The following is a 25,840-nucleotide window of genomic DNA, read 5'->3' on the forward strand; positions in this document are numbered from 1 at the left end:
CTTTCTAAATGGCTTGGTTATGGTATACCTTAAAAGATAAGCGTTTTTTAACGCTTTTGCTGATTGTGAATATACTAGGAACAATCTACGGATATATTTGGTATGGAAGTCAATTAGCGGAAACGCCTAAGAAGTTTTTATTATTTGTGCCTGATAGTCCAACGGCAAGCTTGTTTTTTGTTATTGTACTTATCGGTTTTTTACTTGGAAAGCATTTTTCACTGTTTGAAGCTTTAGCAATGATCACGCTGTTTAAATACGGGATTTGGGCCGTCGTAATGAATGTATTGGTCTATGTGTTAACAGGATACATTGATTGGATGATGCTTATGTTAATGGCTTCTCATGCAGCAATGGCTTTTCAAGGGCTTTTATACGTACCGTTTTACCGGATTAAATTATGGCATATAGCTGTTGCCGCTGTATGGGCTGTACATAATGATATCATTGATTACGTTTTTTCTATGATGCCAAGATACAGCATGCTCAATGCGTATATGTCTGAAATTGGTTATTTTACATTTTGGCTAAGCATTTTATCTATTTTCATTACATACTGGTTCACAGTTCGTGCTTCTTCAAAAAAACAGCTATAAAAAATTTTTGAAATAGGCGCACGAAACGAGCTCTCTTTTTCTAAGATATAGTAGGCTATATTTAAGTATGAGGTGAGTGACTGTGAAGGAAACCAAACGAGAGCTTCATCCGTCCGTTGTGGAATTTAAACAATTTGTAAAATCACATCCCAAATTAGTAGAACAGGTTCGAAAGCAGCAAAAAACGTGGAAAGAGCTTTATGAAGATTGGTATTTATTCGGTGCAGAAGATCCAATGTGGGAGGCATATCGTTCAGAAGAAAGTGCAAAGACTGAACCAGCTGCTGCAACAGAGGAGAAAAAAGATATTATGGGTACAATTGTATCCTCGCTGAAAAACATGGACTTGAATCAAATGCAAAATCATATCACAAATGTAAATTCAGCTATTTCGAATATTCAACAAGTACTGCAGCAATTTCAGCCATCTAAGCCATCCGGTGGAGGAGCAGCTTCCGGGCCAGGGAATCCATTTGGCTTTAGGAAAGATTAAACGCAATGAGAAAAGATATATACGAGTATATGCAGTCTCGCCCTAAGCTCAACGACTTCGTTCGTGAACAGCCAATGTGGTACCGGCGTTTATCTAGAAATCCTGAAGAACTGGAGAAATTTGAATTAGAATCCAAGCACTACTACAAACAAACGATTCCTCATAAAGTCGAAAAGTTTTCGAATTCGATTCAAATGGCAAACATGATGTTTCATATGTTTCAGTCCATGAAAAATCAATGATCTCTGCATACATAGCGATGCAGAGATTTTTGCACGTCATGAGTAAAAACAAAGAGTTTGTAAACACTATGGAGAAACGAATGATAAAGGAATGGTATTATGCGCTTACTATTAACGACGGCCTTATGTGTAGTTTCTCTGCTAGGATGCAACCATGATAAACCAAAACCTGAAACTGAAATTTCCTCTCAACCGCGGGCAGCTGAAACGTTTGGTGCAATGAATACAAAACCTTCACTGATGGTACACCAGCATGTGAAAGGACAAAACGTATACGTCGAATGTATTCTAAGCGGGTTTTCATTTTCAACAGAGAGTGGATTCCTTCAAATCAAAGTAGATGGAAAACCATTTAAAGAAATGAAGCAAGCAGCCTTTGTTTTAAGTGATCTTCCAAAAGGATCTCATACTGTTACGATTGAACTGATGAAATCTAAAGAAGAAAGTTATCAAGTGAGGAATACCTTTACGGTTGAAATTATATAGTTAAAAAGTAGAACTTGTAGTAAATCAGTGTAAGCTGTTTTAGCAAGTTCTTTTTCTTTAGATCCAAAACGTGATAAGATAAAAACGGAGGTGCACAGCCATGCTGACAACAATGAGAACTGTTGAATTACTCGATGAGTCTGATCACGTAGCGAACATGGTGTTACAATCAGACGTAGCCGAGAACTATCGTCAATGTTTATATAGATTAAATAAAGATTCACATGCACAGGCATTAATTGCTGAATTTGTGAAAATAAAGGAACAGTATGAGGATGTTCAACGATTTGGAAAATATCATCCTGATTATAAAACCATTACGAGACAAGTACGTGATGTAAAGCGTCAAGTTGATTTACACGCGACAATCGCTGCGTTCAAAAAAGCAGAAAATGAATTACAAAAGCTGCTTGATGAAATTAGCGTTATCCTTGGTCAAGCTGTTTCAGAGCACGTTAAAGTACCGACGGGAAATCCGTTTTTTGATACGGGAAGCAGCTGCGGCGGTGGCTGCGGATCTGGTGGAAGCTGTGGGTGCAGCGCATAAGCCGTTTACTGTATAAACCGAACGCAATCAGCACAGGAATTTCCACAGCAGGCCATTTTACGCTGTGGAACGTAAAACCTGTGCTGATAGACATAAGTAAGATGCTGACTTCTGACAAAAGTCGAGCGCCACGTAGCATTTGTATTGGATGTAGCAAAAATAGATGAAGCTTCTAGAAGCTCATCTATTTTTCTACGCTTAATTGATGTGTTTATATACAAAAAGGGTATATTTGTGATTTTTTTGAAAATGACTTGTTCAATAGTTCTGTGCTCGTTAAAATGATTAAGAAAGAGCATCCAGATATCATCTAAATTCATACATAAAGCACCTACTTCATATAAAAGAATTTATGATAAAGAAAACCAATATAACGTATGCAAAAGGGGAACTAAATATGTTTGTTGAACGTCAAGGAATTGTGGCGTATGTGCATTCTGTTAAGCAAGCAAAAGCATTGCGAAAGTACGGAAATGTACATTACGTATCTAAAGAATTAAAGTATGTTGTCTTATATTGCAACCAAGATGGCATTGAAAAAACAATCCATAAACTTCAGTCTCTACCTTTTGTGAAGAAAGTAGATCCTTCTTATCGGCCGTTTTTAAAAACAGAATTCGAAAATTCAAAGCCGGATAAGGCGAAGGAATATGACTATAAGATAGGAATTTAAACAAAAAAGGAATGTGATGTACATTCCTTTTTTTATTTTACTTGCCTTTAGCAAACGAATAGGCAAGGATGAGATTATTGCATTGGCGGAATAAAGCGGTTCATTCGCAAAATGCCAATAAGGTGCTGATAGTATAGTGCTGTTTCTGGAAATGTAGTAGATGGTTTGACATCGAGTGCCACAATTTCTTTTCCCGCTTCCTCAGCAGCTTGTTTAAATAACTCAACGCGCTTGCTGTCGTTTTGTTTTAAAACAATTCCTTCTCTGCAAACGTAAAGCGGTTGGAAATTCCCTTCAGCTGTTGGGTGCAAGACAGCGACAAAAGAAGCTACTTGTCGATCTTCTTTTACTGTTCGCAGCATAATAAGATGAGCAAGACGATGTTTGTTGGTTTTAACAATCTCTAACAGCTCATAAATATCTGAATACCCTTCTCCGAGCTCAATAAAACGCTGAATCATATGTATTTCCCCCTTTATGTATTAAAAAAGCAAACTCACGTAGTTTAATGTATCATTGAATATTTTAAGAGTAAATAAAAAAATCCCTACAACTACTCATTGTAGGGCCCTTCAATAAAGGGGTGTAATCACCTCTGCGATTACAAGCACCTTGATGAAGGCAAAGGGAGAGGAGAAACCGGAGGAAGAACTTATGGGGAAACGTAAGTCTTCTCCGCGGTTGGCAACAACATCGGTTAGATGATGTTGTTACTAGTCAGTATGTCCGTTTTAAACGTTCATATACCTGTCTTGTGAAATTCACTTTTTAATACATAAAAGATTGATAACATGACAGAGAAAAAGGGTAAATTTACGTTTATTATGACATATTAAAGTAAAGGAAACCTTCTATGAACGAAATGCCGAATGATCTTCATAGGTGTATCTTCTAGAAAAGAATCAGTGTATCTAAGGACACAGTCGTAAAAGTCCATCATAAAAGCAAGCTGCTCGGTTATTGCACAGAATGCATACAGCATTGAATAAATTGAGGATTTTTGCTAGTCTTTGTAATTCAAAATATGTTAGGATAATGAAGAATAAGGAAGTAAAAGTAAGGTAGTGATAAGGATGAGAGTAGTAGCAGGTTTATATAAAGGCCATGCGTTAAAGGCGGTTCCAGGATACTCAACCCGCCCTACAACAGATAAGGTGAAAGAAGCTATTTTTAATATGATTGGACCGTTTTTTGAAGGTGGAACAGCTCTTGATTTGTTCGGTGGAAGCGGTGGCTTGGGAATTGAAGCTCTAAGTCGAGGAATAGATAAAGTCATTTTTGTGGATCGGGATGGCAAAGCGATTCAGACGATTAAAGCAAACTTAGCATCCTGCCGGTTAGAAGACCGCGCTGAAGTGTATCGAAATGATGCAGAGCGTGCACTGAAAGCGATAAAGAAAAGGGAGCTGACTGTCGATTTACTTTTGCTTGATCCACCGTATAAAGCACAAAAGTTGAAAGCGCTTATCGAAACGGTAAGTGAAGAAAATCTTCTAGCAAAAACAGGAATTATTGTAGCGGAGCATTCTCATGATGTACATTTAGATAATGAGATTGGTTTATTTGAAAAAATAAAAAGCGAAACGTACGGTATCATTGGTGTTTCTATTTATACATACAAAAAAGAAGAATCAGTTGAATAAATCAATGAGCTGTTAGATGTAGAAAGGGGATACGTATGGGCAGTATAGCTGTTTGTCCAGGAAGCTTTGATCCAGTTACAAATGGACATTTTGATATTATTAAACGAGGCGCAAATGTATTTGATACGATTTATGTGGTTGTTTTAAATAACTCCTCAAAAAGTCCTCTATTTACAGGGGAAGAGCGAGTAGCTTTGCTGAAAGAAGTAACAAAATCACTTCCTAATGTGGTAGTAGAGTCGTACAGCGGATTATTAATGGAGTATGCAAAAGAAAAGCAGGCAAAGACCATTTTAAGAGGTTTGCGTGCAGTATCGGATTTTGAGTACGAAATGCAAATCACATCTGTAAATCGCGTATTAGATAAAGAAATCGAAACGTTATTTATGATGACAAATAATCAATACTCGTTTTTAAGTTCTAGTATTGTAAAAGAGGTAGCTAAATACGGCGGGAATATTTCTGAATTAGTTCCTCCCCCTGTTAGAGAAGCGCTTGCAGAAAAATTTGAACAGCTGTCTCAAAAATAAGATAAAAAAGAACGTGACGTTTTCTTTGCCGATAAGAAAACGTCACGTTCTTTTTTTACTAGGAACGATGAAGAAATGTTCTTTTTGAATAAAGATAAATATAGCAGCACAGCGTAAAAATCGTTAAGAGCGGTCCGTACACGTTTAGCCACTGCGATAGAATCGTAACGGACTCCAAGTGAGAAAAAACCGGCAGTGCTCCTTCAGATGCTTGAAAAGTAGTAATGGATTCTCGAAGAGGACCCCATAGAAAGATAGTGAATACTACCGCAAAACAGCCGTGAAAAATCCGTGCAATAAAAAACGGGAAAAATCGAATATCTGTTTCGGCGAGTATACTAGCTACTTGTGCTTGAACGGAGAAACCGCTGAAGCCTAATACAAAGCTAACGATGATAATTTGATGAAACAGCAGCGTGTCTGGTGCTTCACTTGCTAGACGGCTTCCTAGCGTGATTTCAAAAATCCCTGAAATAAAGGGAAGGCTCAGTTCAGTTCCTATATGACACAGGGAAAACAAATAAGCTAGACCGCTGCTTAAAACGGCCGTGATATGAGTAACATATAAAAGTTTGTTTAATACAGAAAATAAAATGATAAAACCGCCAATCATTAAGAGAGATTGAACAGCAGAAGTAACTGCATCTCCTAGAAGCTTCCCGATAGGACGCTTATCTTTTAAACGCGTTTTATGCATTTCATGAAAAGCTAACGATAAAGAAGGTTTTTGAGTTACTTGTCCTTTCGGTTTTGCTGATCCATAAAAACGCATCACCAGTCCTACACAAATATTCCCTATGTAATGAGAGAGAGCCAATATGATACCGACAGCTGGATTGTGAAAAAAGCCAACTGCCACAGCTCCAAAAATAAAAATAGGGTTAGATGAGTTAGTAAATGATACGAGTCTTTCAGCTTCGATAGCTGTTAGCTGCTTTTCTTGACGCAGCCGGGAAGTGATTTTTGCACCTGAAGGAAAACCAGAAGCCATGCCCATTGCTAAAGCAAAACCCCCTACTCCAGGTACTCGGAATAAAGGCCTCATAAACGGCTCTAATAAGATCCCAATGAACTTCACTACGCCAAACCCAATAAGCATTTCTGAAACAATAAAAAAGGGCAGCAGAGAAGGAAAGACGACCTTCCACCATGTGTTGAGACCTCTTACTGAACCTTCTAGCGCTTCTTTTGGATATACAATAAGCGCAATAGCGAGAAGCGTTACGCTCGTCCCGAGCAGAAGTGTTTTCACCATCGATTTATTCAACGAACGATTCATCTCCTTTTCTAAGCTCACGTCATTTTGATATGAATGAAATGAGGAGTTTTAGGCAAATGTACAAGTTCTTCTATATATCAATATACGAAGCTAGGCATCGACTTTATGCCTATGAGTAAGGAGAAAATAAATTCATGATGAATAAAAAGGCGTCTTGTCACATTTGGAAATACAATTCATATACATAAATCAATGCACTTTTAGGATGGTCAAGAAGTAAAAAAACGTAGACGCAGCTAGCGAAGAGTAAGAATTTCTTAAAACAACCTTCAGTATAGTATAATGCTTAATAACCACGGTGTATTGAGCAAAACATATCTTTAGCTTCATACTAAATGAACAAATAGAAAATGAAGAATAGTCCTACCGAAGACAGGGCAACAATGATAGAGAAGCTCATCAAATGTTTTTACATTTTTAGAAGTCTATAAGGTAAAACGAGGGGGCAGGTAAAGTGGAAAGCCCAAAAATAGGAGTTGCTTTAGGCTCAGGTGGAGCTAGAGGTTTTGCCCATTTAGGAGTAATCAAAACGCTAACAGAAAATAACATTCCTATTGATTTTCTAGCTGGCAGCAGCATGGGAGCTTTAGTTGGTGCACTATATGCGTCAGGTATTGAACTGGAAACTCTTTATAAAATGGCGCTAACGTTCAAACGAAAGTATTATTTGGATTTTACCGTGCCTAAAATGGGATTTATTACAGGTAACAGAGTAAAATCGCTGGTTCGCACCTTTACGCAAAATAGAACCATTGAACAGCTATCTATACCGTTTGCCATTGTAGCGACAGATTTGAAAACAGGAGAGAAAGTGGTGTTTAAACAAGGACCTATCGCTGAAGCGGTGAGAGCAAGTATTTCAATTCCAGGAATCTTTGCTCCCGAAGTAATTGATGGACGATTGCTTGTAGACGGCGGGGTAGTGGACCGTATTCCTGTATCGGTTGTAAAAGAAATGGGATCTGATATTGTCATTGGAGTCGATGTATCAAAAGCGAAAGTGAATGCAGAAATCAGCTCCATTTTTGATGTCATTATGCAAAGTTTAGATATTTTGCAAGATGAGCTAGTAGCTCACCGAACTATTGCTTCAGACGTTATGATTCGTCCTAATCTCGATACTTTTAGTTCCAGAGCGTTTACAAACATTCAAGAAATGATTTCAATTGGTGAACAAGCAGCACATGAGCAGTTGCCTTCTATTCTACAAGCAATTGATCACTGGAAGGAGAACAAAAAAAGTGAAATCTAGAATTAGAATTTTGGTATATTTGGCTGTTATTGCAGTGGTGGCAATGCTTTGTTTTTATCCTTTGCCGTACTACATTACAAAGCCTGGAATGGCAGAAGAACTTGCGCCTATTATTAAGGTAGAAGATGGATACCATGAAAAAGGGACGTTTATGCTTACAACTGTAAGAATGGGCAGAGCAACTCCTCTTTCATATGGTCTTGCGAAAATACAGGACTTTCATGAAATTTTCCCTACCAAGCAAATTTTGCAGCAAGGTGAAAGCGATGAAGATTACTCGACAAGGCAATTACATATGATGGATACGTCAAAAAATGCCGCTATTTCAGTAGCATATGAAGCAGCTGGAAAGAGCGTTTCCTATCACAATAAAGGCGTATATGTTACATATGTTGTAGAAAATATGCCTGCACATGGAAAACTTCATGTTGGAGATGTAGTGACAAAAGTAGATGAGAAAAAAATTCAAACTGCTGAGGACTTAATCAACTACGTATCGACTAAAAAAGCAGGAGATTCAGTATCAATTTATGTAAAAAGAGCTGGCAAAGAAAGCAAACATACTCTAAAAGTTAAAGCATTTCCTGACGAGCCGAAACGAGTAGGCCTAGGAATTGCCTTAGAAACAAACCAAGAATTAAAAGTTAAGCCCGATATACATATTGATACTGAAAAAATAGGAGGGCCTTCAGCAGGGCTGATGTTCTCGCTTGAAATTTATAATCAGCTTGTTAAAGAGGACATGACAAAAGGCCACCGAGTTGCAGGTACAGGGACTATCAATGATAAAGGAGAGGTAGGACCAATTGGAGGTATTTCGCAAAAAATTGTAGCGGCAGATAAAGAAGGAGCAGAGATTTTCTTTGCACCAAATGAAAAAGGGGCTGCGGGCTCTAACTACCGAGAAGCAGTGAAGACAGCTAAAAAAATAAACAGTGATATGAAAATTGTACCCGTGGATTCATTTTCAGATGCCGTAACGTATTTAGAAAAGCTGAAACCATAAAAAAATCGTCTCTTGCAGACGATTTTTTTATGGCCAAATGATAGGGGGCTGCGTATATTCTTGTTTCATAAACTGAGAGCGCAGAGGTTCCACAAATGGCATACTATAAACATGTGTCGCTTTAATATCGGTATCAATTTCTTTTAGTTTACATTGCGATACAGTGGATACAATAGGAAGGGAAAGCTTTTTCTTAATTGTTTTTAAATAGCCTTGTCCCGTTTTTGACATCCCTAATAAGCGAATATAAGGGTCAGCTTGTTGCATCTCGCTTTTTGTTGTGTTGGTTAAAAGGTGAACGCACATGCGCTGTAAACGGGTTCTCGTATATCGCTTCGTTTTAACCTTTGTTAAAAAATCTTCAAATGAAGTAGCTGAAGAAATATAAGATAGCAGCCGATGTTCAATGCCTTCTTCTATTTCATAAATACGCTGTAAGTCATAAAGTGGAGTAGTTAGTAATTTGTATTTCAAAAATGGGAAATAATGTTCCCATTTTTGAAACTGCCCGTGTGCTTGCTTGTAAGCTGCTAATTCATTTGCTGTACTAACTGGCATGTGCTTGCTCAGATCCCCATGGCTGCTGCTGTCAAAAATAGCTTTACGTATGCTTGTAGCGCTTGAAATAAAAGAGGAAGACAGGGAATCATCGTGATAATGTGATTGAATTCGAGTGATTGTATATGGTTTAATAGATGCATGCTGTTTTTTAATGGCAGCTACATAGCTCATTCCAAGCACATTATTTGGCTGAGATAGATCAATAGGAGCCTCCGTGAAAAGCTGTAAGAAAGCATTGGAAGCTGCTTTTGGATAACTGTTCCCTTTTTTCATCTCTTTTTGAATTAAAGCGGATAGCTCTGATTCATGAGCTTCGAGCAAATCAGCGGTGCGGGTAAATGAGTCAATATTGCCATTTTCGCTGCCAAAGCATACAAAGTCAGCGTGAAGGGATTCTAAAATAGAAATAGCGCCGCTTGCGAATGTATCAGCTTTTTGAGTAGAAAAAGCATAGGGTAATTCAACGACTAAGTCTGCACCAGCGGCTAAAGCCATTCTTGTGCGGGACCATTTCGATACAAGAGCAGGCTCTCCGCGCTGCAAAAAGTGTCCGCTCATCACAGCAATCACACAATCTGCTCCGGTTTGTTGTTTCGCTTGCTGCAAATGATAAGCGTGTCCGTTATGAAAAGGATTATATTCGACAATTATTCCAACTGCTTGCATAATGTCTCCTTTTAATTTATTATTTTTAGTCTAGCTCTTTGTTTTAAAAACATTTTTTTATGAAAGTAAGAAATTTTTACAAAAAAGCATATTTAAGTACATTATAGTGTAAAGAAAAAATATTGACAAATAATCTTGTGAAAGCTATAATAACCTTTGTTGCCTTGAGGTGATTAACAATGAAATGGACAATACATCAATTGTATCAGTTGCAAAATAAAGGTCTAACATTTGACGAAGTGATTGACGGCAAAGAGTTTATGAATGCTGATCCTCAAATTCGTAGAATGTCAGATGTAAATGTGAAAGGAAGAGCCGACATTAGCTCTTCGAAAGTAACGTTTCACCTTAAAATCTCAGGAGAAATGACGTTGCCTTGTGCTCGTACATTAGTTGACGTTCCGTATCCGTTTGAAATTAACGCAACTGAAACGTTTTTATTGAATGTGAATGCTGATTATGAAGAAGATGCTGAAGTACGCATTGTAGAGGGAGAAACGGTTGATTTACAACCTTTGATTCAAGAGCTAATTATTGTTGAAATTCCTCTGCAGGTATTTAGTGAAAATCAGCAAGCGGCAGGAGCAGCTCCACAGTCAGGAAAAGACTGGGAAGTTGTTACCGAAGAAGAACAGCAGGAAAAAGTAGATCCCCGCTTAGCCGTACTCGAAAATTTCTTTAAAGACAAAAAGAAATAAAAATGCGAAGATCCGGCTTTCGGGCCTTCATATGATTTTAAAATTCTTTTAAGGAGGTGGGAATAATGGCTGTACCTTTTAGAAGAACATCTAAAATGAAGAAAAGAACGCGTCGTACGCACTTTAAATTACAAGTTCCTGGTATGGTAGAGTGCCCAAATTGTGGTGAAATGAAACTATCACACCGCGTATGTAAAGCTTGTGGTACTTACAAAGGAAATGACGTAGTAAGCAAATAATTGCTTATTTAAATAAAAGACCCTCTTAAAGGGTCTTTTATTTTTTTTGCCTTTTTTCCTTCTCTGCCCTTTGGAAGAGAAGGATTTTTCTTATAGAACAAGAACTCTTTTTAAATAAACAATTACTGTTGTAAAAGGATTCATACCTTGTCTATAAGGAGGAAAAAGCATGAAAAAAAGCGAGTTGTTTACTACAAGCCAAGGCATTGCTACATTTGTGATTAATCGTCCTGAAAAGCGTAATGCTATTGATTATGATGTTATGAATGAACTGCAGCAAGCTGTAGATTATGTGAAACATGATCAGTTAGTAAAAGCTTTCGTAATTACAGGTGCTGGTTCAGATGCATTTTGCAGTGGAGGAGATTTAAGCGTATTTCATGAGCTAAAGACTTCGAAAGAGGCGTCTCAAATGTTAACGAAAATGGGGAAAATTCTTTATGAGATTTTAACGCTCCCAAAACCCACAGTTGCCCTTTTGAATGGAACATCGGTTGGAGGAGGATGTGAGCTTGCGATTGCATGTGACTTCCGTATAAGTGCAACCCATAGCCAAATGGGCTTTATTCAAGGGAATTTAGGGATTACAACAGGCTGGGGAGGAGGAACCATTCTTCTTGAAAAGCTGCGTTATCAAGAAGCGATGGAAATGATCTACAGTGCTCAGCTGTATGGAGTAGAACGAGCAAAGCAAATTGGATTTCTTTCCTATGTCACATCGTTTAAAGAGCTAACTATGAGGTGTGAAGAGTGGTTAGCCCCTATCACTCATAAACCGACCCAGGTATTGCAAGCTTACAAAGAAATCGCTATTGAGAAATGGGAGCAAAGCCGGGTTTGGAATCGGATGGAACAAGAAATTCATCGCTGCTCGATATTGTGGGAGTCACCTGAGCATGAAGAAGCGGTTCAAAAGGTCATCGTTAAAAAAACATAGTTATGAACTGCATTTCCATAGCAATATAGTTAATAAGCGAAAGATGAAAGAATCACGGGTTCCCCATTTTGCTTCAAAGTATATGAAAGATTTTCTTGATTGAGAAGAGGAACAATAGTCTATCTTATCTAGTAGGTGCATATTCATTTAATAAGTACGGATAAGGAGGGATAGAAAAATGACTTCTTCTCGTCAAGATGCATGGACTCATGATGAAGATTTATTACTCGCAGAAATTGTACTGCGTCATATACGTGAAGGTGGCACTCAGCTAGCTGCATTTGAAGAAGTGGGGAAGAAACTTACACGAACATCAGCAGCTTGTGGCTTCCGCTGGAATTCTTTTGTGCGCAAACAATACAAGACTGGTATTGATCTTGCGAAAAAACAGAGAAAAGAATTAAAAGCAAGAACTGTTTCAAAAGATGACGAGCAGCCTGCACGCTTATCATATATGGAAGCAGAGAAACATATTTCGCTTAATGAGGTAATTAAGTATTTAGAAAATGTAGATCAAGGGCAAAGACACTCGTCAGAGCTTCTCGAAGCTAATGAAGAACTGCAGCAAAAGATTGAACGTTTACAAGAGAAAGTAACGATTTTGGAAAAAGAAAAAAAAGCTTTGCAAAACAACTTGTTAATTGTGGAAGATGACTATAAAGCTCTTATTGAAATTATGGAGAGGGCTCGTAAAATGGTTGTCTTAAAAGAGGATGAAAAAAGTAGAAAAGTGAAATTTCAAGTGGATAAAAATCTAAATTTAGAAAAAGTTCAAAAGTAAAACGACAGTTGAATGCTCCCTACTTCATGTTGATCATATATACCACATAGATATAAAATAAACAGCTGGAAATCAGCTGTTTATTTTTGTTCGCTTACACCGTTTGGTAGCCAAATAAGAGGGTTTTCTCCCAAATCACGATCGATATCATATGTTACAGGTACGAACCCCATTTTTGACCAAAAATCACTCGATTTTACTCGTGGGCTTGTTTTGATAGGTAATTGAAAGGATTTGGCGTATTCAACGAGCGTTTGACCCAATCCTTTGCGCTGAAAATCGCTGAGCACTTCGAGCTTCCACACTTCAATATACGTTTGAGGCGGCTCGAAATATTGATCGTACTGCTTGTTTCGCTTATAGAGACTCATCCGAGCCACTAAGCTATTTCCAAAATAAATACCGTAAAACGGAGAATTTATTTCATTATCGGAAATCTTCGCATGTAATTCTTCTAGCATTGAAAGTTCTTGAATGCCATATTCTTTGAATTTCTTGAACTCTTCTAGCGTTTTAAAATTAATTTTTAAATGCTTCACTTCGTAATTCATCCCATATCCCCCTTGTTATGTCTCCTTGCTAGACGAACGAACTGGCTTGGTTCGTTCATCTAATATTATATAACAAAAATACAAAATATTCTGTTTTCATGATTGGTGAACGAATATTCAATGCGCATAAGGAAAAATGAATTCTTTCAGTTAAATACGAAGAATACATTACTATAAGCATCGCTTTTTAGAAAGGAAGCAAAAGGAAAGTGAGATTGGAATAGAAAGCGTTTTCAAAAATTGTAGAGGAGTTTTAAAATTATTGTAGAATTATATGGGGGAAAGTAGAAATTTGAGGAAAGGGGAGAGAAAGGTGAAAAAAATACTGATTGCAAATCGAGGAGAAATTGCTCTTCGTATTATTCATACATGCAAACAAATGGGCATTGAAACGGTGGCTGTCTATTCCGATGCAGATGCAGAGCTTCCTTATGTTCAAGCAGCTACAAAAGCACGTCGAATTGGAGAGCCTCCTGTGCAAAAGTCATATTTGAATGTAGAAGAATTGCTGCGAATTAGTCATGAAGAAAAAGTAGATGCCATTCATCCTGGATATGGATTTTTATCGGAAAATAGTGCATTTGCTAAAAGAGCGATTGATGAAGGTTTTTGTTTTATCGGTCCTTCTCCCGAAATCATTTCAATGATGGGCGACAAAATTGCTGCTCGTGCCGCGATGAAAGAAGCGGGTGTACCTGTTGTCCCCGGCAGTGAAGGCGATGTGACGTCAGTTGAAGAGGCTTGTAAAGTAGCGAGTCTAATTGGATATCCCGTTATGTTAAAAGCAAGCGGAGGCGGCGGAGGAATTGGGATGGTGCGCTGCGATAACGAAGAAGCAGTAAAACAAGTGTATGCCTCAACAAAAGCAAGAGCCAAAGCATATTTTGGTCAAGAAGGAATGTTTATTGAAAAGCTTATCACAAACGCAAAACATATCGAAGTACAGGTGTTTGGAGATCAGCATGGTAATGTCGTTCATCTTTTTGAACGCGATTGTTCTGTACAAAGAAGAAATCAGAAAGTGATTGAAGAAGCCCCTGCGCTTTCTTTAAAAGAAAGTACGCGACAAGCCATGCAAAACCAAGCCGTTCAAGCGGCTAAAGCAATCGGATATTATAATGCAGGTACGGTGGAGTTTATTGTGGATGAAGACGAAAATTTTTATTTTCTTGAAATGAACACGCGGCTGCAAGTTGAGCATCCGATCACCGAGCAAATTGCAGGGGTCGATTTAGTTAAGTGGCAGATCTTAGCTGCGCGCGGAGAAAAGCTTCCACGTGTGCAAGAGGAAATAGCAGCAAATAACTATGCCATTGAATTTCGAATTTATGCAGAAGATCCGTTTACTTTTTTACCGGCTCCGGGAAAAATTACGGGTTATCACTTGCCGGAGCGAACCTATGCGCGCGTAGACAGCGGCTACAGTGATATGAATGCGGTTACACCTTTTTATGATCCAATGATTGCAAAAGTTATCATTACTGGTCGTACGCGTTCAAATGCAATTGAACTAGCTAAATCATATTTTACAGAAGCTGTCATAGAGGGAATCAAAACGAATATTCCTCTATTTAAGCAGCTGCTAAATGAAGAGTTATATGAAAAAGGCACCTATAACACATCGTTATTATCAACAGTATTAAATAAAGGAGGAGCACCAAAATGAGTGAAATTAAAGCGACAATGGCAGGCATGGTATTTAATGTGTTTGTTCAGCAAGGTGCAAGTGTAGCTAAAGGGGAAGTTGTTGTTGTATTAGAATCTATGAAAATGGAAATTCCTATTGAAAGCGATCAAGCTGGTATTGCAGAGACCGTCCATATAGCCGTGGGGGATTTTGTGAACGAAGGCGACGTTTTGGTGACTATTTCATAACTCATAAAGGAGAGATATCATGATACATACAGGTGAATCTCAGAAAAAATATGATGAAAATCGTCAAAAAGTAGAGCGTGGCAACGCGGAGAAGTACAAAGAGAAACTTGCAAAACAACAGAAGCTTTTTGTAAGAGATCGTTTAGCCCTTTTATTTGATGATGGGAAATATGAAGAAGACGGCATGTTTGCAAATAATAAAGCCGAAGGGTTGCCGGCAGACGGTGTTGTAACTGCAATTGGAAAAGTAAACGGTGAAACGGTTTGTGTAATGGCTAATGACTCTACTGTAAAAGCAGGGTCTTGGGGGGCCAGAACAGTAGAGAAAATTATTCGGATTCAAGAAGTAGCAGAAAAACTGCATGTGCCTTTGCTGTACCTAGTGGATTCTGCAGGAGCGCGTATTACGGATCAATTAGATATGTTTCCAAACCGCCGAGGAGCTGGACGGATCTTTCACAATCAAGTAAAACTTTCCGGCGTCATTCCTCAAATTTGTTTGCTCTTCGGTCCGTCAGCAGCTGGAGGGGCTTATATCCCTGCATTTTGTGATATTGTTGTGATGGTAGATGGAAACGCTTCTATGTACTTAGGTTCGCCGCGTATGGCCGAAGCTGTTATTGGAGAAAAGGTTACGCTAGAGGAAATGGGAGGAGCACATATGCACTGCAGCGTTAGCGGATGTGGAGATGTGTTAGCTTATTCTGAAGAAGAGGCTATTTCATATGCCAAATCTTATTTAACCTACTTTCCACAAAACTATCAAGAGAAGCCTAAAGTACAAAAAGCTAAAGAGCCTAAGCAGACAAAGGATTTAGTAGAACTAATTCCGGAGAATCAAAATGTTCCATTTGATATCTATGAAGCAATTGATACCCTTATTGACGAAGGGAGCTTCTTTGAAGTGAAAAAACTGTTTGCCGCCGAATTGGTAACAGGGCTTGCACGAATAGATGGAAAAGTAGTAGGGATTATTGCCAATCAGCCGAAGGTCAAAGGAGGAGTGCTGTTTGTAGATTCAGCAGATAAAGGCGCAAAATTTATTCAACTGTGCGATGCCTTCCATATCCCTTTGCTATTTTTAGCGGATGTACCTGGATTTATGATTGGAACCAAAGTAGAAAGAGCAGGCATCATTAGACATGGTGCAAAATTGATTGCAGCGATGAGTTCAGCTACAGTTCCTAAAATTTCCGTAGTCATGCGCAAAGCTTATGGCGCAGGGCTTTACGCTATGGCTGGTCCAGCTTTTGAACCGGATTGCTGCCTTGCATTGCCTACTGCTCAAATTGCCGTAATGGGTCCTGAAGCGGCAGTAAATGCCGTCTATTCTAATAAAATTAATGAAATTGAAGATCCGAAAGAGCGGTTTATGTTTGTTAAACAGAAACAGCAGGAGTATAAAGAACACATCGATATCTATACGCTGGCTTCTGAACTTATTATTGACGACATCGTTCCTGCCAACGAACTGCGTCGAACTTTAATTGACCGCTTTCGATTATATGAAACAAAGAATGTGACCTTTAGCCGTCGTAAACATCCGGTGTATCCCGTATAATAGAAAAAAACGGGATCACTCTAAATAATTTACAACAAGCCCGGTGATTTTTAATCACACGGGCTATATGAATAGGTAAAATTTTAAGAATGCATTTAATTCAAAGCATTTTTTTGCTAAAATGAAACTCAATAATAGAAAGAGGAACAAAAAATACGATGAAAACTATAGGTATTATTGGAGGCGGATCATTAGGTCTGTTGTTTAGCGCGTATTTATCAGATTGTTATGATGTAACCTTGTACACGAAAACAAAAACTCAAGCAAAGTGTATTAACGAAAATGGAATTACCTTACATAGACAAGGGGAACATTACACTAAAAAAGTCAGTGCTATCCCTCTGGAAAAAAACATAAAAGAAGCAGATTTAATCATTATTACTGTAAAACAGTATCATTTAAAAGAGATTATTCCTTTTATTAAAACCCTTACTATACATACTCCCCTTTTGTTTATCCAAAACGGTATGAGCCATATTGAAATTCTCAAAAATCTCCCGCAGCGCACTCTCTATTTGGGTACAGTTGAACACGGGGCAATGCGTACAAATATGGATAGCGTCCATCATACAGGAATAGGAACAACCCGTATTGCTTCGTACAGGGGAGAAATAGAGTCTATCTTTCCAATTGTGAATTTTCCTTGGGTGATTGAAGCAGATTGGTATGCGATGCTGGTGAAGAAATTAGTTGTAAATGCGCTCATTAATCCTCTTACGGCGCTGTATCGGGTAAAAAATGGGCAGCTGATTCATAACAGCTACTTTTATAAAACGATGCGTCTATTGTTTGAAGAAATTGCCGCTGTGTTAAAACTGGATTCAGCTTTTAATTATTGGGAAAATGCGCTGGGGGTTTGTTCGCGCACGAGTACAAATCAATCTTCTATGCTAAAAGATATACAAGAGGGGCGGCAAACAGAAATTGATGCTATTTTAGGCTATATTCAAACACAAGCTGCTGAAAAAAGAACGTCGACGCCTATTGTTGACTTTTTATATGGGTCAATAAAAGGAATCGAAGAAGAAAAGGGTGATTAACATGGGAAGTTTTATTGCTGGGGTTTTTGCGACGTTTGTTACTCTGCCGCTCGTTGGTTTTTTTATTCTATACATGCTTTTACGCAAACTGACGAAAAATAAAAGGAAATCTGTCCACATAGCAACGTACATTACTACGGTTTTTCTTATTTTGTCCGTGCATTATGCAGCTGTCGAAATTTTCGGGCACTCTTTTTTGTGGTTGATTGCGTTAGTCCTTTTAGTTGTAGCAATGATTATGATGTTTGTACATTGGAAAGTCAAACATGACTTAGAAATGAAGCTTGTTGCGAAAGGGTTCTTTCGGATGAATTTTGTTTTGTTTTTTATTGCACATATTGTATTAAATATAGGTGGAATCGCTTTTCGTATTTCCTCTCTGTAAAGCATGTTACTAGACGTGAGCAGTTACATTATGGATAATGAAGCTATATGTAGAGAATATAAGTATTAGGAAAAGAAAGGAAGTTCTTTCATGGAGATTACAGACGTCTCTTTAAAGGCGGGAAACAAACTAACGAACGATTACATAAAAGGTGAAAAGCAAGCCCTTTCCTTTTTTCATTATAATATACACGAAAAAGACGTATATGAAAAACGTTTAGCGGATGTTCAAAAGCAGTCTTATCCAAGAGAACAGCTTGCTGAGTATCTGCTTGATTTTAATAAGCGCTACGGAGCATCTTCTAAGACGATTGAAAATATTGAAAAGCTAAAAGATCCTAACAGCGTAGTGGTCGTTGGAGGTCAGCAAGCGGGGCTGCTTACGGGTCCTTTGTACACCATTCATAAAGTGATTTCAATTGTGCTCCTAGCTAAACAACAAGAGGAAGCTTTAAACGTGCCCGTGCTTCCGGTATTTTGGATTGCTGGAGAAGATCATGATTTTGCTGAGATCAACCATGTATACACAGAGCATAAAAACCAGCTTTTAAAGAAAACGTTAAAGCATTCTTTAAAGAAAAAGCAAATGGTTTCTCAAATCGAACTAGACCATGAAGCCTGTAGAAGCTGGGTTCGTGATGTATTTCAAACGTTTAACGAAACGGCGCATACAAACCAGGTATTACACTTTGTTTTAGAGGCGTTAGATAAATCACGTACCTATGTCGATTTCTTTGCTCATTTGGTTACCACAATGTTCGCAGAGTCAGGTCTTATTTTAATGGATGCAGCTTCTAAAGAAGTACGCAGCATTGAATCTTCTTTCTTTGTGACGTTAATTGAACAAAATGACAAATTATCGTCAGCCGTTATGGAACAGCAAACAGAGATTCAAAAACAATACGGACGAATGATTGAAGTGGGAGAAGAAACGGCTCATCTCTTTTATTCACACAACGAAAATAGAGTACTTTTAGAAAGAGATGCAGAACAAAAGCAGTTTGTTGGAAAGCAAAATGAACTCGTGCTGTCTAAAGAAGAGCTGGTTCAAATTGCTAAACAAACGCCTGAGCTTCTTAGTAACAACGTTGTGACTCGACCCCTTATGCAGGAGTACTTACTTCCTACCCTTGCGTTTATTGCAGGTCCGGGGGAAGTAGCGTATTGGGCAGAGCTTGAAAAAGCATTTTCTTTATTTAGCTTTAAAATGCCTCCCGTGGTCCCTAGGTTATCCTATGCAATCGTAGAAAGACATATCGAGAAGTATATGGATGAACTTCAGTTAGACCTTTCGAACGTAGTGAACGAAGGCGTAGATGCAGAGAGGGAGCACTGGCTTAAGACAGAAGTTCACAACCCATACGAAATGTATTTTGAAAAAGCGAAAGAAGATTTTGAAAAAATTCATAAAACTCTTCGTGAAAATATTCAAAAAGAAGACAAAACATTTGATGAAGTCATGCTTAAAAATCGAGGGATTATTCAAAAGCAGTTTGAAACCATTCAAAAGATTGTCGAATCCAAACAGCTAATTAAGCACGATGTGAAGCATTCAAAATATGCTCAAGTTGAACTTGCTCTTCGTCCCTACAACGCTCCACAAGAACGTATGTGGAATATTATGTATTATTTAAATGGTTATGGTATGCAATTTGTGTCAGATTTACTAAGTGCTGAAGTCGAATTAAATCACCAGTTAAAAGTCTGTTATGTCTAATAAAATCCTGCTGAAAAGCAGGATTTTTATTTTGGAAAAGAGAAAAAGTCTACAAGGTGAATGGCAACCAATTGAATCCTCATAAGGTATTTATTTCTAATTGTGCAAAAAAACCTTATATTCCTTACATTTTATTCTACGAATATGTCCTACTTTTAACAAAATGACACTATTTGTGACAAAAAGACAAAATTCTACTTAATTCTTATATAAATAGCTGAAATAATGTTGAACTTTGATATATAATATAAACGTGTATATATATCAAAGAAAAACACCGTTTTTTGCTTTTTGTATACATAACTAAGTAGTTTAGAAAGAAGTAGGTGTCATAATGTTTAATCACACAACTGTTTTGCTTAAAGAAGCAGCGGAAGGCTTAAATATTAAGCCGGATGGAGTATATGTCGACTGCACGCTTGGCGGAGCAGGTCATAGTGAATATATCGTAAAACAGCTATCAGAAAAAGGGAAATTAATTGCGTTTGATCAAGACGATGTCGCTCTGGCAAATGCAAAAGAGAAATTGGCCCCGTATCTAGACAGAGTTATTCTAATCAAAAGTAATTTTCGCTATTTAAAAGAGCAGCTAATGAAACATGGAATTGAAGAAGTAGATGGAGTATTGTTTGACCTCGGAGTCTCGTCTCCTCAGTTGGATACACCAGAGCGGGGGTTCAGCTTTCATCATGATGCCCCGCTTGATATGCGCATGGATCAAAACTCAATGTTTTCTGCGTACAACGTAGTAAATGAATGGCCTTATGAAAAACTTGTGAAAATCTTTTTCCAATACGGAGAAGAAAAGTTTTCGAAACAAATTGCCCGCAAAATTGAAGCATATCGAGAGTCTAAACCAATTGAAACAACGCTAGAGCTGGTTGATCTTATTAAAGATGGTATTCCAGCGCCAGCTAGACGAACGGGTGGACATCCGGCAAAACGAATTTTCCAGGCTATTCGAATTGCTGTAAATGACGAGCTTCAAGTATTTGAAGATGCAATTGAACAGGCTATGGATGTAATCAAAAAAGGTGGACGTGTAAGTGTTATTACCTTCCACTCACTTGAAGACCGAATTTGTAAAGTTGCGTTTAAAAATGCAAGTACGGTTCCGCAGCTTCCGCATGGACTGCCGATTATTCCAGAAGAATTTAAACCTAAAATGAAAGTTATTACAAGAAAACCTATTTTACCTTCAGAAGAAGAGATAGAAGAAAATAAGCGCGCGCGCTCGGCAAAGCTTCGAATTGTTGAGAAATTAGTGTAATTAAAGGGTTTAATCAAAGAGGAGGGGACGAGAATGAACAATGTAGCATACAAAGTAAGAGAGCAAGATCAGCAGCAGAAGCAGCAAAAGACGGTACGTCAAGTTGTTCGGAAGACAAAAAGAAAAATCACGGTTGGTGAAAAAATTGTGTATTCTGGATTTGTCGCACTCATGCTGTTTGGGTCTGTGCAAATCATTTCAAATCAATCTTCGCTTTATAGCATCAGTGAAGAAGTGCAATCACTCGATGGAAAGATTGACAAGCAAGAAGCAAAAAACAATGAGTTAAAATTACAGGTAACAGAGTTAAGTGCATACGATCGTATTTGGACAAAAGCAAAAGAACTTGGACTAAAATTGAATGAAAATAACGTAAAAGTCGTTAACGATTAATTGCGATGACTACGCCAAGAAAAAATAGCAATATTAGTACAGGAGCAGCAATATTAATTTTAATATTTGCATTGCTCTTTTTTGTATTAGCCATCAGGTTCTTTTACATCCAAGCGACGGGCAAAGCAGACGGAGAAGCTTTAGCCGAAATTGCACAAAAACAGCATACGCGAACGTCTAAAATTGAAGGACAGCGCGGTACGATTTACGATCGAAACGGAGAAGCAATCGCCCAAGACACGGGTGCTTATACGGTTGTGGCGATTTTAGATAAAAAACAAACAAAAGACAAAGATCACCCGCAGCACGTAGTAGACCCTGAAAAGACGGCTGAAAAATTAGCCCCATTGTTGAAGATGGATGAGTCTAAACTTGAAAAAATGATGTCTAAAGACGTCTTCCAAGTCGAACTTGGCCCAGGCGGACGTGACATCGATAACGTGCTAAAACAAAAAATTGAAAAACTAAATCTCCCAGGCATCACGTTTTTACGCGATTCGAAGCGCTTCTATCCAAACGGTGTATTCGCCTCAAGTATTTTAGGATACGCACAAAAAGATGATACGGGTAAAATTGTAGGGAAAATGGGAATTGAAAAAGTATTTGATAAGCAGCTTTCTGAAGAAGATGGATATGTAAAATACGAAGCTGCTAAAAATGGAATTAAGCTTCCGGATCCAAAAGAGTCAATTGTAGCTCCGAAAAATGGAGACAGCGTCACGCTTACGATTGATGAAAAAATTCAAACGTTTTTAGAGGATGCGATGACAGCTGCTGCTAAAGAATATAAACCAGAAGAGCTAATGGCAACGGTAGTGAATCCGAAAACCGGTGAAATTTTGGCGATGTCAAACCGCCCTTCATTTGACCCAAATATTCGTGATATCACTTCTTATCGTAATCCGTTTGTTGAAAACAGCTATGAACTTGGTTCAACAATGAAAATCTTTACGCTAGCAGCCGCGATTGATGCAGGCGTCTATAACGGCGAAGACCGCTATCAGTCGGGATCTTATAAAGTAACGAAAAACAGCGTTCCGATTAACGATCACAACGGCGGAGTCGGCTGGGGAGCTATTACATTTAATGAAGGAATTCAAAGGTCTTCAAATGTAGCGGTTGCCATTTTAGCCAACGAAAAATTAGGTACCGACCGTTTGTATAAATACTTGGACAAGTTTGGCTTTATGGATAAGACGGGAATTGACTTGCCAAACGAAGCTTCTAGCAAGTTAGTGACGAAGTACCCGAGAGACCGCGTAACCACTGCGTTTGGACAGGCGTCTGCTTTTACGCCTATTCAAGAAATTCAAGCGGCTACTGCGATTGCAAATGACGGGAAAATGATGAAGCCTTACGTGATTAAACAAGTAGTCGATGAAACAAATAAGAAAACGATTAAGAAAACAAAACCTACCGTAGTAGGACAACCTATTTCTAAAAAAGCAGCGAACGAAACGCTAGATATTTTAGAAACCGTTGTTTCTTCTGATGACGGAACAGGGAAACCTTACGCGATTGAAGGATACGATGTCGCTGGAAAGACGGGAACAGCTCAAATTCCTGGTCCTAACGGAGGCTACTTGCATGGACACGGGAAAAATTTCATTTCCTTTATGGGCTTTGCACCTGCTAAAGATCCAAAGCTGCTTGTCTATGTAGCTGTTAAAAATCCAACTCTCACGCCTCAAGAGACGGGTACTGCACCGCTTACAGCCGTATTTAATCCGGTGATGAAAAACAGCCTGCAGTACTTAGGGGTAGAGCCTGAAAAAACAGACGAAGACGGAAAGAAAACAGAAGAGAAAAAGGTAGATTCAGAAATTACGCTTAAATCTTACGTTAACGAATCAGTTGACAGTGCTGTGAAAGACTTAAAACAAAAAGGACTTGTTCCTGTTGTAATAGGTAAAGGAGATACGGTAGAAAGCCAGTCACCTACTTCTGATACCATTGTCACTGGTCAACGCGTGTTTATTAAGACAAATGGAAAAGCCACAATGCCTGATTTAACAGGTTTTTCACATCGTGATGTTATTCGCTTTAGTGAATTTGTCAACGTTCGACCTAGCGCACTTGAAAATGGTTATGTTGTAAGTCAAAGTATTAAAGCAGGCGATCCGCTAAAAGCAGGAACGTATCTGAAAGTGGAACTTGAAACGCCTAAAGAATTTTCAAGCACGTTAAATAAGTTAAAAGAAACGGAAAAAAGTGAATCTGATAGTAAAAAAGACGATAAGCAACTTGACTAGAAATTAAGTTCTAGTGAATCCTGTACAAGCATATATTGGAACGAGCCGATTCAGAGGAGGTTCTAATATATGCGGGTATCAGGAGTCACAGTTCGTAAAAGGCTAGCCATTGTTTTGTTTGTCGGTTTTATTGTATTTTTGATTATTGATACAAGGCTTGGATATGTACAGTTGCTGACTGGGGATACGCTAACTGAAAAAGCCAAAGACTTATGGAGTCGGAATATTCCTTTTGAACCTGAAAGAGGAAAGATACTAGATCGCAATGATGTGGCACTTGCTACAAATAAAAGTGCACCGACCGTTTTAGTTATGCCAAGACAAGTTGAAAATCCAGCTGTTACGGCTGAAAAGTTAGCAAAAGTGCTGGGAGCATCAAAAGAAAAAGTATATGAACAAATAACAAAAGCTTCTTCTAGCGTATATTTGCGTCCTGAAGGAAGAAAAATTTCACATGCGAAAGCAAATGAAGTGCGAAATTTAAATTTAAAAGGCGTATATATAGCTGAGGATTCGAAGCGGTACTATCCGTTTGGAAGTTATTTGTCGCATGTATTAGGCTTTGCGGGAGTAGATAATCAAGGGTTAACAGGCCTTGAATTATATTATGATAAAGAGCTAAAAGGACAAAAAGGTTCAGTTAAATTGTATTCTGATGCTAAAGGTAAAAAGATGCCCAATATAGCCGATGACTACACAGCACCTGTGGACGGGCTGGATTTGAGATTGACCATTGATTCACGTGTGCAAACGATCATGGAGCGTGAGTTGGATAATGCTCAGACAGCTTATAATCCAGATGGTATGATTGCCATTGCCATGAATCCTAAAAACGGTGAAATTTTAGGTATGTCAAGTCGTCCGGGCTTTGATCCTACGGATTTTAAAAATGTGAAGCCTGAGGTGTATAATCGCAATCTTCCAATCTGGAGCGTATATGAGCCCGGATCAACGTTTAAGATTATTACACTGGCAGCTGCTCTTGAAGAAAAGAAAGTGGATTTACTAAAAGATCAATTTTACGATGATGGAGCCGCGGAAGTTGGCGGAGCGAGACTTCGCTGCTGGAAAAAAGGCGGACATGGACAGCAGTCTTTTTTAGAAGTTGTACAGAACTCATGTAACCCTGGTTTTGTGGAGCTTGGGGAACGCTTAGGAAAAGAGAAATTGTTCAAATACATTAAAGAATTTGGCTTTGGTCAAAAAACAGGTATTGATTTACAAGGGGAAGCAAAAGGAATTTTGTTCCCGCTTGAGCGCGTAGGGCCGGTTGAACAAGCTACAACAGCTTTTGGGCAAGGGGTTGCTGTTACGCCTATTCAACAAGTAGCTGCTGTTTCAGCAGCCGTAAACGGTGGAACGCTTTATGAACCTTATATTGCCAAAGAGTGGGTAGATCCAACTACCGGAAAAGTTGTAAGCAGTCATAAGCCGGTTGCTAAGCGAAAAGTTATTTCCGAGGAAACGTCTAAGCAAGTGCGTTTTGCTCTTGAAAGTGTAGTAGCACAAGGAAGCGGAAAAGGAGCTTTTGTGGAAGGGTACCGCGTTGGAGGAAAGACGGGTACTGCGCAGAAAGCTCAAAATGGAAAGTATTTAAAAAATAATCACATCGTTTCTTTTATCGGTGTTGCACCAGCAGATAACCCTGAAATTGTCGTGTATGTTGCAGTTGATAACCCAAAAGGCACCATTCAGTTTGGTGGAGTTGTAGCAGCTCCGATTGTAGGTAAAATGATTGAAGACAGTTTGCGTGTGATGGACGTTAAACCGCGTAAAGGACAAATTGAAAAAGAGTTAACGTGGCTGGACACACCAATGATAAAAGTACCAAATGTTGTAGGAATGTCAAAAAAAGAGTTACAAGAACAGCTACTTAATTTAAAATTAGATGTGAGTGGCGAAGGAGATAAAGTGGTCAAGCAGTCTCCTGCAGCCGGAACGAAAGTTAAAGAAGGCGAAACGGTTAGAATTTATATGGGAAAATAAAAATCTCTATAAACCACTATTCTTCCTTGCATGATAATCAGCAGGTTACTCTGCGTGTGAACATGAAATCAACAAATAAGCCTTGGGGGTGTTCCCTCCGGGCTTCTTTTTCTGTAAAATGTAATAGGTTAGGTGCTAGAAAAAGAAGAATAGTTGCCATAGCGTCTTATAACAAACGTTTC

28 protein-coding genes are annotated in these 25,840 nt (G+C 38.5%); 24 read left to right on the plus strand and 4 right to left on the minus strand.

Translation table 11 applies throughout. The features are described 5' to 3' along the window. Positions 1-8: 8 nt before the first annotated feature. The 6 genes from lhaT (at position 9) to MMB69_RS03005 (ending at position 3,037) form a co-directional block, all read left to right on the plus strand. Entirely contained in the window at positions 9-596 is a 588-nt protein-coding gene (lhaT, locus tag MMB69_RS02980; protein WP_221812635.1) for a lipoprotein heptaprenylglyceryl N-acetyltransferase LhaT, read from the plus strand. A gap of 82 nt (positions 597-678) precedes the next feature. Continuing rightward, on the plus strand, positions 679-1,089 hold the full coding sequence (ylbD, locus tag MMB69_RS02985; protein WP_098249251.1) for a YlbD family protein: 411 nt from the start codon (positions 679-681) through the stop codon (positions 1,087-1,089). 5 nt (positions 1,090-1,094) lie between these two features. Next, positions 1,095-1,331: a YlbE-like family protein gene (locus MMB69_RS02990; protein WP_013058988.1), complete on the plus strand. Its 237-nt coding sequence runs from the start codon at positions 1,095-1,097 to the stop codon at positions 1,329-1,331. Between the two features lie 99 nt (positions 1,332-1,430). Continuing rightward, the gene (locus tag MMB69_RS02995; RefSeq protein WP_057243130.1) at positions 1,431-1,817 is read left to right on the plus strand and encodes a carbohydrate-binding protein; all 387 of its coding nucleotides are present in this window, start codon (positions 1,431-1,433) and stop codon (positions 1,815-1,817) included. A gap of 100 nt (positions 1,818-1,917) precedes the next feature. Beyond that, positions 1,918-2,364 (plus strand): YlbF/YmcA family competence regulator, encoded by a 447-nt coding sequence (locus MMB69_RS03000; protein WP_028410752.1) that lies wholly within the window; start codon positions 1,918-1,920, stop codon positions 2,362-2,364. 397 nt (positions 2,365-2,761) lie between these two features. After that, on the plus strand, positions 2,762-3,037 hold the full coding sequence (locus MMB69_RS03005; protein WP_013058985.1) for a YlbG family protein: 276 nt from the start codon (positions 2,762-2,764) through the stop codon (positions 3,035-3,037). Between the two features lie 74 nt (positions 3,038-3,111). On the opposite strand, the gene MMB69_RS03010 is transcribed toward MMB69_RS03005, so the two are convergent. Next, positions 3,112-3,498: a DUF7147 family protein gene (locus MMB69_RS03010; protein WP_221812634.1), complete on the minus strand. Its 387-nt coding sequence runs from the start codon at positions 3,496-3,498 to the stop codon at positions 3,112-3,114. 612 nt (positions 3,499-4,110) lie between these two features. On the opposite strand from MMB69_RS03010, the gene rsmD reads away from it, so the two are divergent. Beyond that, positions 4,111-4,680, plus strand: coding sequence for a 16S rRNA (guanine(966)-N(2))-methyltransferase RsmD (rsmD, locus tag MMB69_RS03015; RefSeq protein ID WP_013084870.1), 570 nt, complete (start codon positions 4,111-4,113; stop codon positions 4,678-4,680). Positions 4,681-4,715: 35 nt separating this feature from the next. Beyond that, positions 4,716-5,210 carry a pantetheine-phosphate adenylyltransferase gene (gene coaD, locus MMB69_RS03020; protein ID WP_013058982.1) on the plus strand — a complete coding sequence of 165 codons (495 nt, stop codon included), beginning with the start codon at positions 4,716-4,718 and terminating at the stop codon, positions 5,208-5,210. A gap of 58 nt (positions 5,211-5,268) precedes the next feature. Here coaD and ylbJ read toward each other — a convergent pair whose 3' ends face one another. After that, on the minus strand, positions 5,269-6,477 hold the full coding sequence (ylbJ, locus tag MMB69_RS03025) for a sporulation integral membrane protein YlbJ (protein WP_221784492.1): 1,209 nt from the start codon (positions 6,475-6,477) through the stop codon (positions 5,269-5,271). 466 nt (positions 6,478-6,943) lie between these two features. On the opposite strand from ylbJ, the gene MMB69_RS03030 reads away from it, so the two are divergent. Then, on the plus strand, positions 6,944-7,741 hold the full coding sequence (locus tag MMB69_RS03030; RefSeq protein ID WP_221784491.1) for a patatin-like phospholipase family protein: 798 nt from the start codon (positions 6,944-6,946) through the stop codon (positions 7,739-7,741). Next, positions 7,731-8,747 (plus strand): SepM family pheromone-processing serine protease, encoded by a 1,017-nt coding sequence (locus MMB69_RS03035; protein WP_277447140.1) that lies wholly within the window; start codon positions 7,731-7,733, stop codon positions 8,745-8,747. Before MMB69_RS03030 ends, MMB69_RS03035 begins: the two co-directional genes overlap by 11 nt. 27 nt (positions 8,748-8,774) lie before the next feature. Here the strand turns inward: MMB69_RS03035 and MMB69_RS03040 are convergent, their stop codons facing one another. Further along, positions 8,775-9,974: a nucleotidyltransferase gene (locus MMB69_RS03040; RefSeq protein ID WP_221812633.1), complete on the minus strand. Its 1,200-nt coding sequence runs from the start codon at positions 9,972-9,974 to the stop codon at positions 8,775-8,777. A gap of 179 nt (positions 9,975-10,153) precedes the next feature. On the opposite strand from MMB69_RS03040, the gene MMB69_RS03045 reads away from it, so the two are divergent. The 4 genes from MMB69_RS03045 to MMB69_RS03060 all read left to right on the plus strand — a co-directional run bounded on the left by MMB69_RS03045 (position 10,154) and on the right by MMB69_RS03060 (position 12,629). Beyond that, positions 10,154-10,672 carry a YceD family protein gene (locus MMB69_RS03045; protein WP_014458367.1) on the plus strand — a complete coding sequence of 173 codons (519 nt, stop codon included), beginning with the start codon at positions 10,154-10,156 and terminating at the stop codon, positions 10,670-10,672. 65 nt (positions 10,673-10,737) lie between these two features. Beyond that, complete coding sequence (rpmF, locus tag MMB69_RS03050) at positions 10,738-10,911, plus strand: 50S ribosomal protein L32 (RefSeq protein ID WP_013058976.1); 174 nt, start codon at positions 10,738-10,740, stop codon at positions 10,909-10,911. Positions 10,912-11,080: 169 nt separating this feature from the next. After that, positions 11,081-11,848 (plus strand): enoyl-CoA hydratase/isomerase family protein, encoded by a 768-nt coding sequence (locus MMB69_RS03055; protein ID WP_221784488.1) that lies wholly within the window; start codon positions 11,081-11,083, stop codon positions 11,846-11,848. Between the two features lie 178 nt (positions 11,849-12,026). Continuing rightward, a complete protein-coding gene (locus MMB69_RS03060) occupies positions 12,027-12,629 on the plus strand; it encodes an RsfA family transcriptional regulator (protein ID WP_013058974.1) in 603 nt (200 codons plus the stop codon). A gap of 80 nt (positions 12,630-12,709) precedes the next feature. Here the strand turns inward: MMB69_RS03060 and MMB69_RS03065 are convergent, their stop codons facing one another. Continuing rightward, positions 12,710-13,180: an N-acetyltransferase gene (locus MMB69_RS03065; RefSeq protein WP_013058973.1), complete on the minus strand. Its 471-nt coding sequence runs from the start codon at positions 13,178-13,180 to the stop codon at positions 12,710-12,712. A gap of 313 nt (positions 13,181-13,493) precedes the next feature. Here MMB69_RS03065 and MMB69_RS03070 point away from each other — a divergent pair, with 313 nt between their 5' ends. From MMB69_RS03070 to MMB69_RS03115, 10 genes are all read left to right on the plus strand, one after another. Continuing rightward, positions 13,494-14,846 carry an acetyl-CoA carboxylase biotin carboxylase subunit gene (locus tag MMB69_RS03070; RefSeq protein WP_221784487.1) on the plus strand — a complete coding sequence of 451 codons (1,353 nt, stop codon included), beginning with the start codon at positions 13,494-13,496 and terminating at the stop codon, positions 14,844-14,846. After that, complete coding sequence (locus MMB69_RS03075; protein WP_013058971.1) at positions 14,843-15,055, plus strand: biotin/lipoyl-containing protein; 213 nt, start codon at positions 14,843-14,845, stop codon at positions 15,053-15,055. Before MMB69_RS03070 ends, MMB69_RS03075 begins: the two co-directional genes overlap by 4 nt. A 19-nt stretch (positions 15,056-15,074) precedes the next feature. Next, on the plus strand, positions 15,075-16,616 hold the full coding sequence (locus tag MMB69_RS03080; protein ID WP_013084862.1) for an acyl-CoA carboxylase subunit beta: 1,542 nt from the start codon (positions 15,075-15,077) through the stop codon (positions 16,614-16,616). Between the two features lie 158 nt (positions 16,617-16,774). Further along, positions 16,775-17,656 carry a 2-dehydropantoate 2-reductase gene (locus MMB69_RS03085; RefSeq protein WP_221812632.1) on the plus strand — a complete coding sequence of 294 codons (882 nt, stop codon included), beginning with the start codon at positions 16,775-16,777 and terminating at the stop codon, positions 17,654-17,656. A gap of 1 nt (position 17,657) precedes the next feature. Then, positions 17,658-18,041 carry a DUF3397 domain-containing protein gene (locus MMB69_RS03090; RefSeq protein WP_221784486.1) on the plus strand — a complete coding sequence of 128 codons (384 nt, stop codon included), beginning with the start codon at positions 17,658-17,660 and terminating at the stop codon, positions 18,039-18,041. A gap of 90 nt (positions 18,042-18,131) precedes the next feature. Continuing rightward, complete coding sequence (gene bshC / locus MMB69_RS03095; protein ID WP_116372382.1) at positions 18,132-19,757, plus strand: bacillithiol biosynthesis cysteine-adding enzyme BshC; 1,626 nt, start codon at positions 18,132-18,134, stop codon at positions 19,755-19,757. Between the two features lie 334 nt (positions 19,758-20,091). Then, on the plus strand, positions 20,092-21,027 hold the full coding sequence (gene rsmH / locus MMB69_RS03100) for a 16S rRNA (cytosine(1402)-N(4))-methyltransferase RsmH (RefSeq protein WP_013058966.1): 936 nt from the start codon (positions 20,092-20,094) through the stop codon (positions 21,025-21,027). A gap of 33 nt (positions 21,028-21,060) precedes the next feature. Continuing rightward, positions 21,061-21,420 carry a cell division protein FtsL gene (gene ftsL, locus MMB69_RS03105; RefSeq protein WP_013058965.1) on the plus strand — a complete coding sequence of 120 codons (360 nt, stop codon included), beginning with the start codon at positions 21,061-21,063 and terminating at the stop codon, positions 21,418-21,420. A 5-nt stretch (positions 21,421-21,425) separates the two neighbouring features. Further along, positions 21,426-23,672, plus strand: coding sequence for a penicillin-binding protein (locus MMB69_RS03110; RefSeq protein WP_221784485.1), 2,247 nt, complete (start codon positions 21,426-21,428; stop codon positions 23,670-23,672). Between the two features lie 69 nt (positions 23,673-23,741). Beyond that, positions 23,742-25,658, plus strand: a complete 1,917-nt coding sequence (locus MMB69_RS03115) for a stage V sporulation protein D (RefSeq protein WP_013084856.1) — start codon at positions 23,742-23,744, stop codon at positions 25,656-25,658. Positions 25,659-25,840: the final 182 nt, after the last annotated feature.

This window comes from Priestia sp. P5 (genome assembly GCF_029522155.1).
Taxonomy (GTDB): Bacteria; Bacillota; Bacilli; order Bacillales; family Bacillaceae_H; genus Priestia; species Priestia megaterium_E.

Coding starts and splice junctions, on each gene's coding strand:
- lhaT (WP_221812635.1), top strand. CDS start 9: ATGGCTTGGTTATGGTATACCTTAAAAGATAAGCGTTTTTTAACGCTT.
- MMB69_RS02990 (WP_013058988.1), top strand. CDS start 1,095: ATGAGAAAAGATATATACGAGTATATGCAGTCTCGCCCTAAGCTCAAC.
- MMB69_RS02995 (WP_057243130.1), top strand. CDS start 1,431: ATGCGCTTACTATTAACGACGGCCTTATGTGTAGTTTCTCTGCTAGGA.
- MMB69_RS03000 (WP_028410752.1), top strand. CDS start 1,918: ATGCTGACAACAATGAGAACTGTTGAATTACTCGATGAGTCTGATCAC.
- MMB69_RS03005 (WP_013058985.1), top strand. CDS start 2,762: ATGTTTGTTGAACGTCAAGGAATTGTGGCGTATGTGCATTCTGTTAAG.
- MMB69_RS03010 (WP_221812634.1), bottom strand. CDS start 3,498: ATGATTCAGCGTTTTATTGAGCTCGGAGAAGGGTATTCAGATATTTAT.
- rsmD (WP_013084870.1), top strand. CDS start 4,111: ATGAGAGTAGTAGCAGGTTTATATAAAGGCCATGCGTTAAAGGCGGTT.
- coaD (WP_013058982.1), top strand. CDS start 4,716: ATGGGCAGTATAGCTGTTTGTCCAGGAAGCTTTGATCCAGTTACAAAT.
- MMB69_RS03040 (WP_221812633.1), bottom strand. CDS start 9,974: ATGCAAGCAGTTGGAATAATTGTCGAATATAATCCTTTTCATAACGGA.
- MMB69_RS03045 (WP_014458367.1), top strand. CDS start 10,154: ATGAAATGGACAATACATCAATTGTATCAGTTGCAAAATAAAGGTCTA.
- rpmF (WP_013058976.1), top strand. CDS start 10,738: ATGGCTGTACCTTTTAGAAGAACATCTAAAATGAAGAAAAGAACGCGT.
- MMB69_RS03055 (WP_221784488.1), top strand. CDS start 11,081: ATGAAAAAAAGCGAGTTGTTTACTACAAGCCAAGGCATTGCTACATTT.
- MMB69_RS03060 (WP_013058974.1), top strand. CDS start 12,027: ATGACTTCTTCTCGTCAAGATGCATGGACTCATGATGAAGATTTATTA.
- MMB69_RS03065 (WP_013058973.1), bottom strand. CDS start 13,180: ATGAATTACGAAGTGAAGCATTTAAAAATTAATTTTAAAACGCTAGAA.
- MMB69_RS03075 (WP_013058971.1), top strand. CDS start 14,843: ATGAGTGAAATTAAAGCGACAATGGCAGGCATGGTATTTAATGTGTTT.
- MMB69_RS03080 (WP_013084862.1), top strand. CDS start 15,075: ATGATACATACAGGTGAATCTCAGAAAAAATATGATGAAAATCGTCAA.
- MMB69_RS03085 (WP_221812632.1), top strand. CDS start 16,775: ATGAAAACTATAGGTATTATTGGAGGCGGATCATTAGGTCTGTTGTTT.
- MMB69_RS03090 (WP_221784486.1), top strand. CDS start 17,658: ATGGGAAGTTTTATTGCTGGGGTTTTTGCGACGTTTGTTACTCTGCCG.
- bshC (WP_116372382.1), top strand. CDS start 18,132: ATGGAGATTACAGACGTCTCTTTAAAGGCGGGAAACAAACTAACGAAC.
- rsmH (WP_013058966.1), top strand. CDS start 20,092: ATGTTTAATCACACAACTGTTTTGCTTAAAGAAGCAGCGGAAGGCTTA.
- ftsL (WP_013058965.1), top strand. CDS start 21,061: ATGAACAATGTAGCATACAAAGTAAGAGAGCAAGATCAGCAGCAGAAG.
- MMB69_RS03110 (WP_221784485.1), top strand. CDS start 21,426: ATGACTACGCCAAGAAAAAATAGCAATATTAGTACAGGAGCAGCAATA.
- MMB69_RS03115 (WP_013084856.1), top strand. CDS start 23,742: ATGCGGGTATCAGGAGTCACAGTTCGTAAAAGGCTAGCCATTGTTTTG.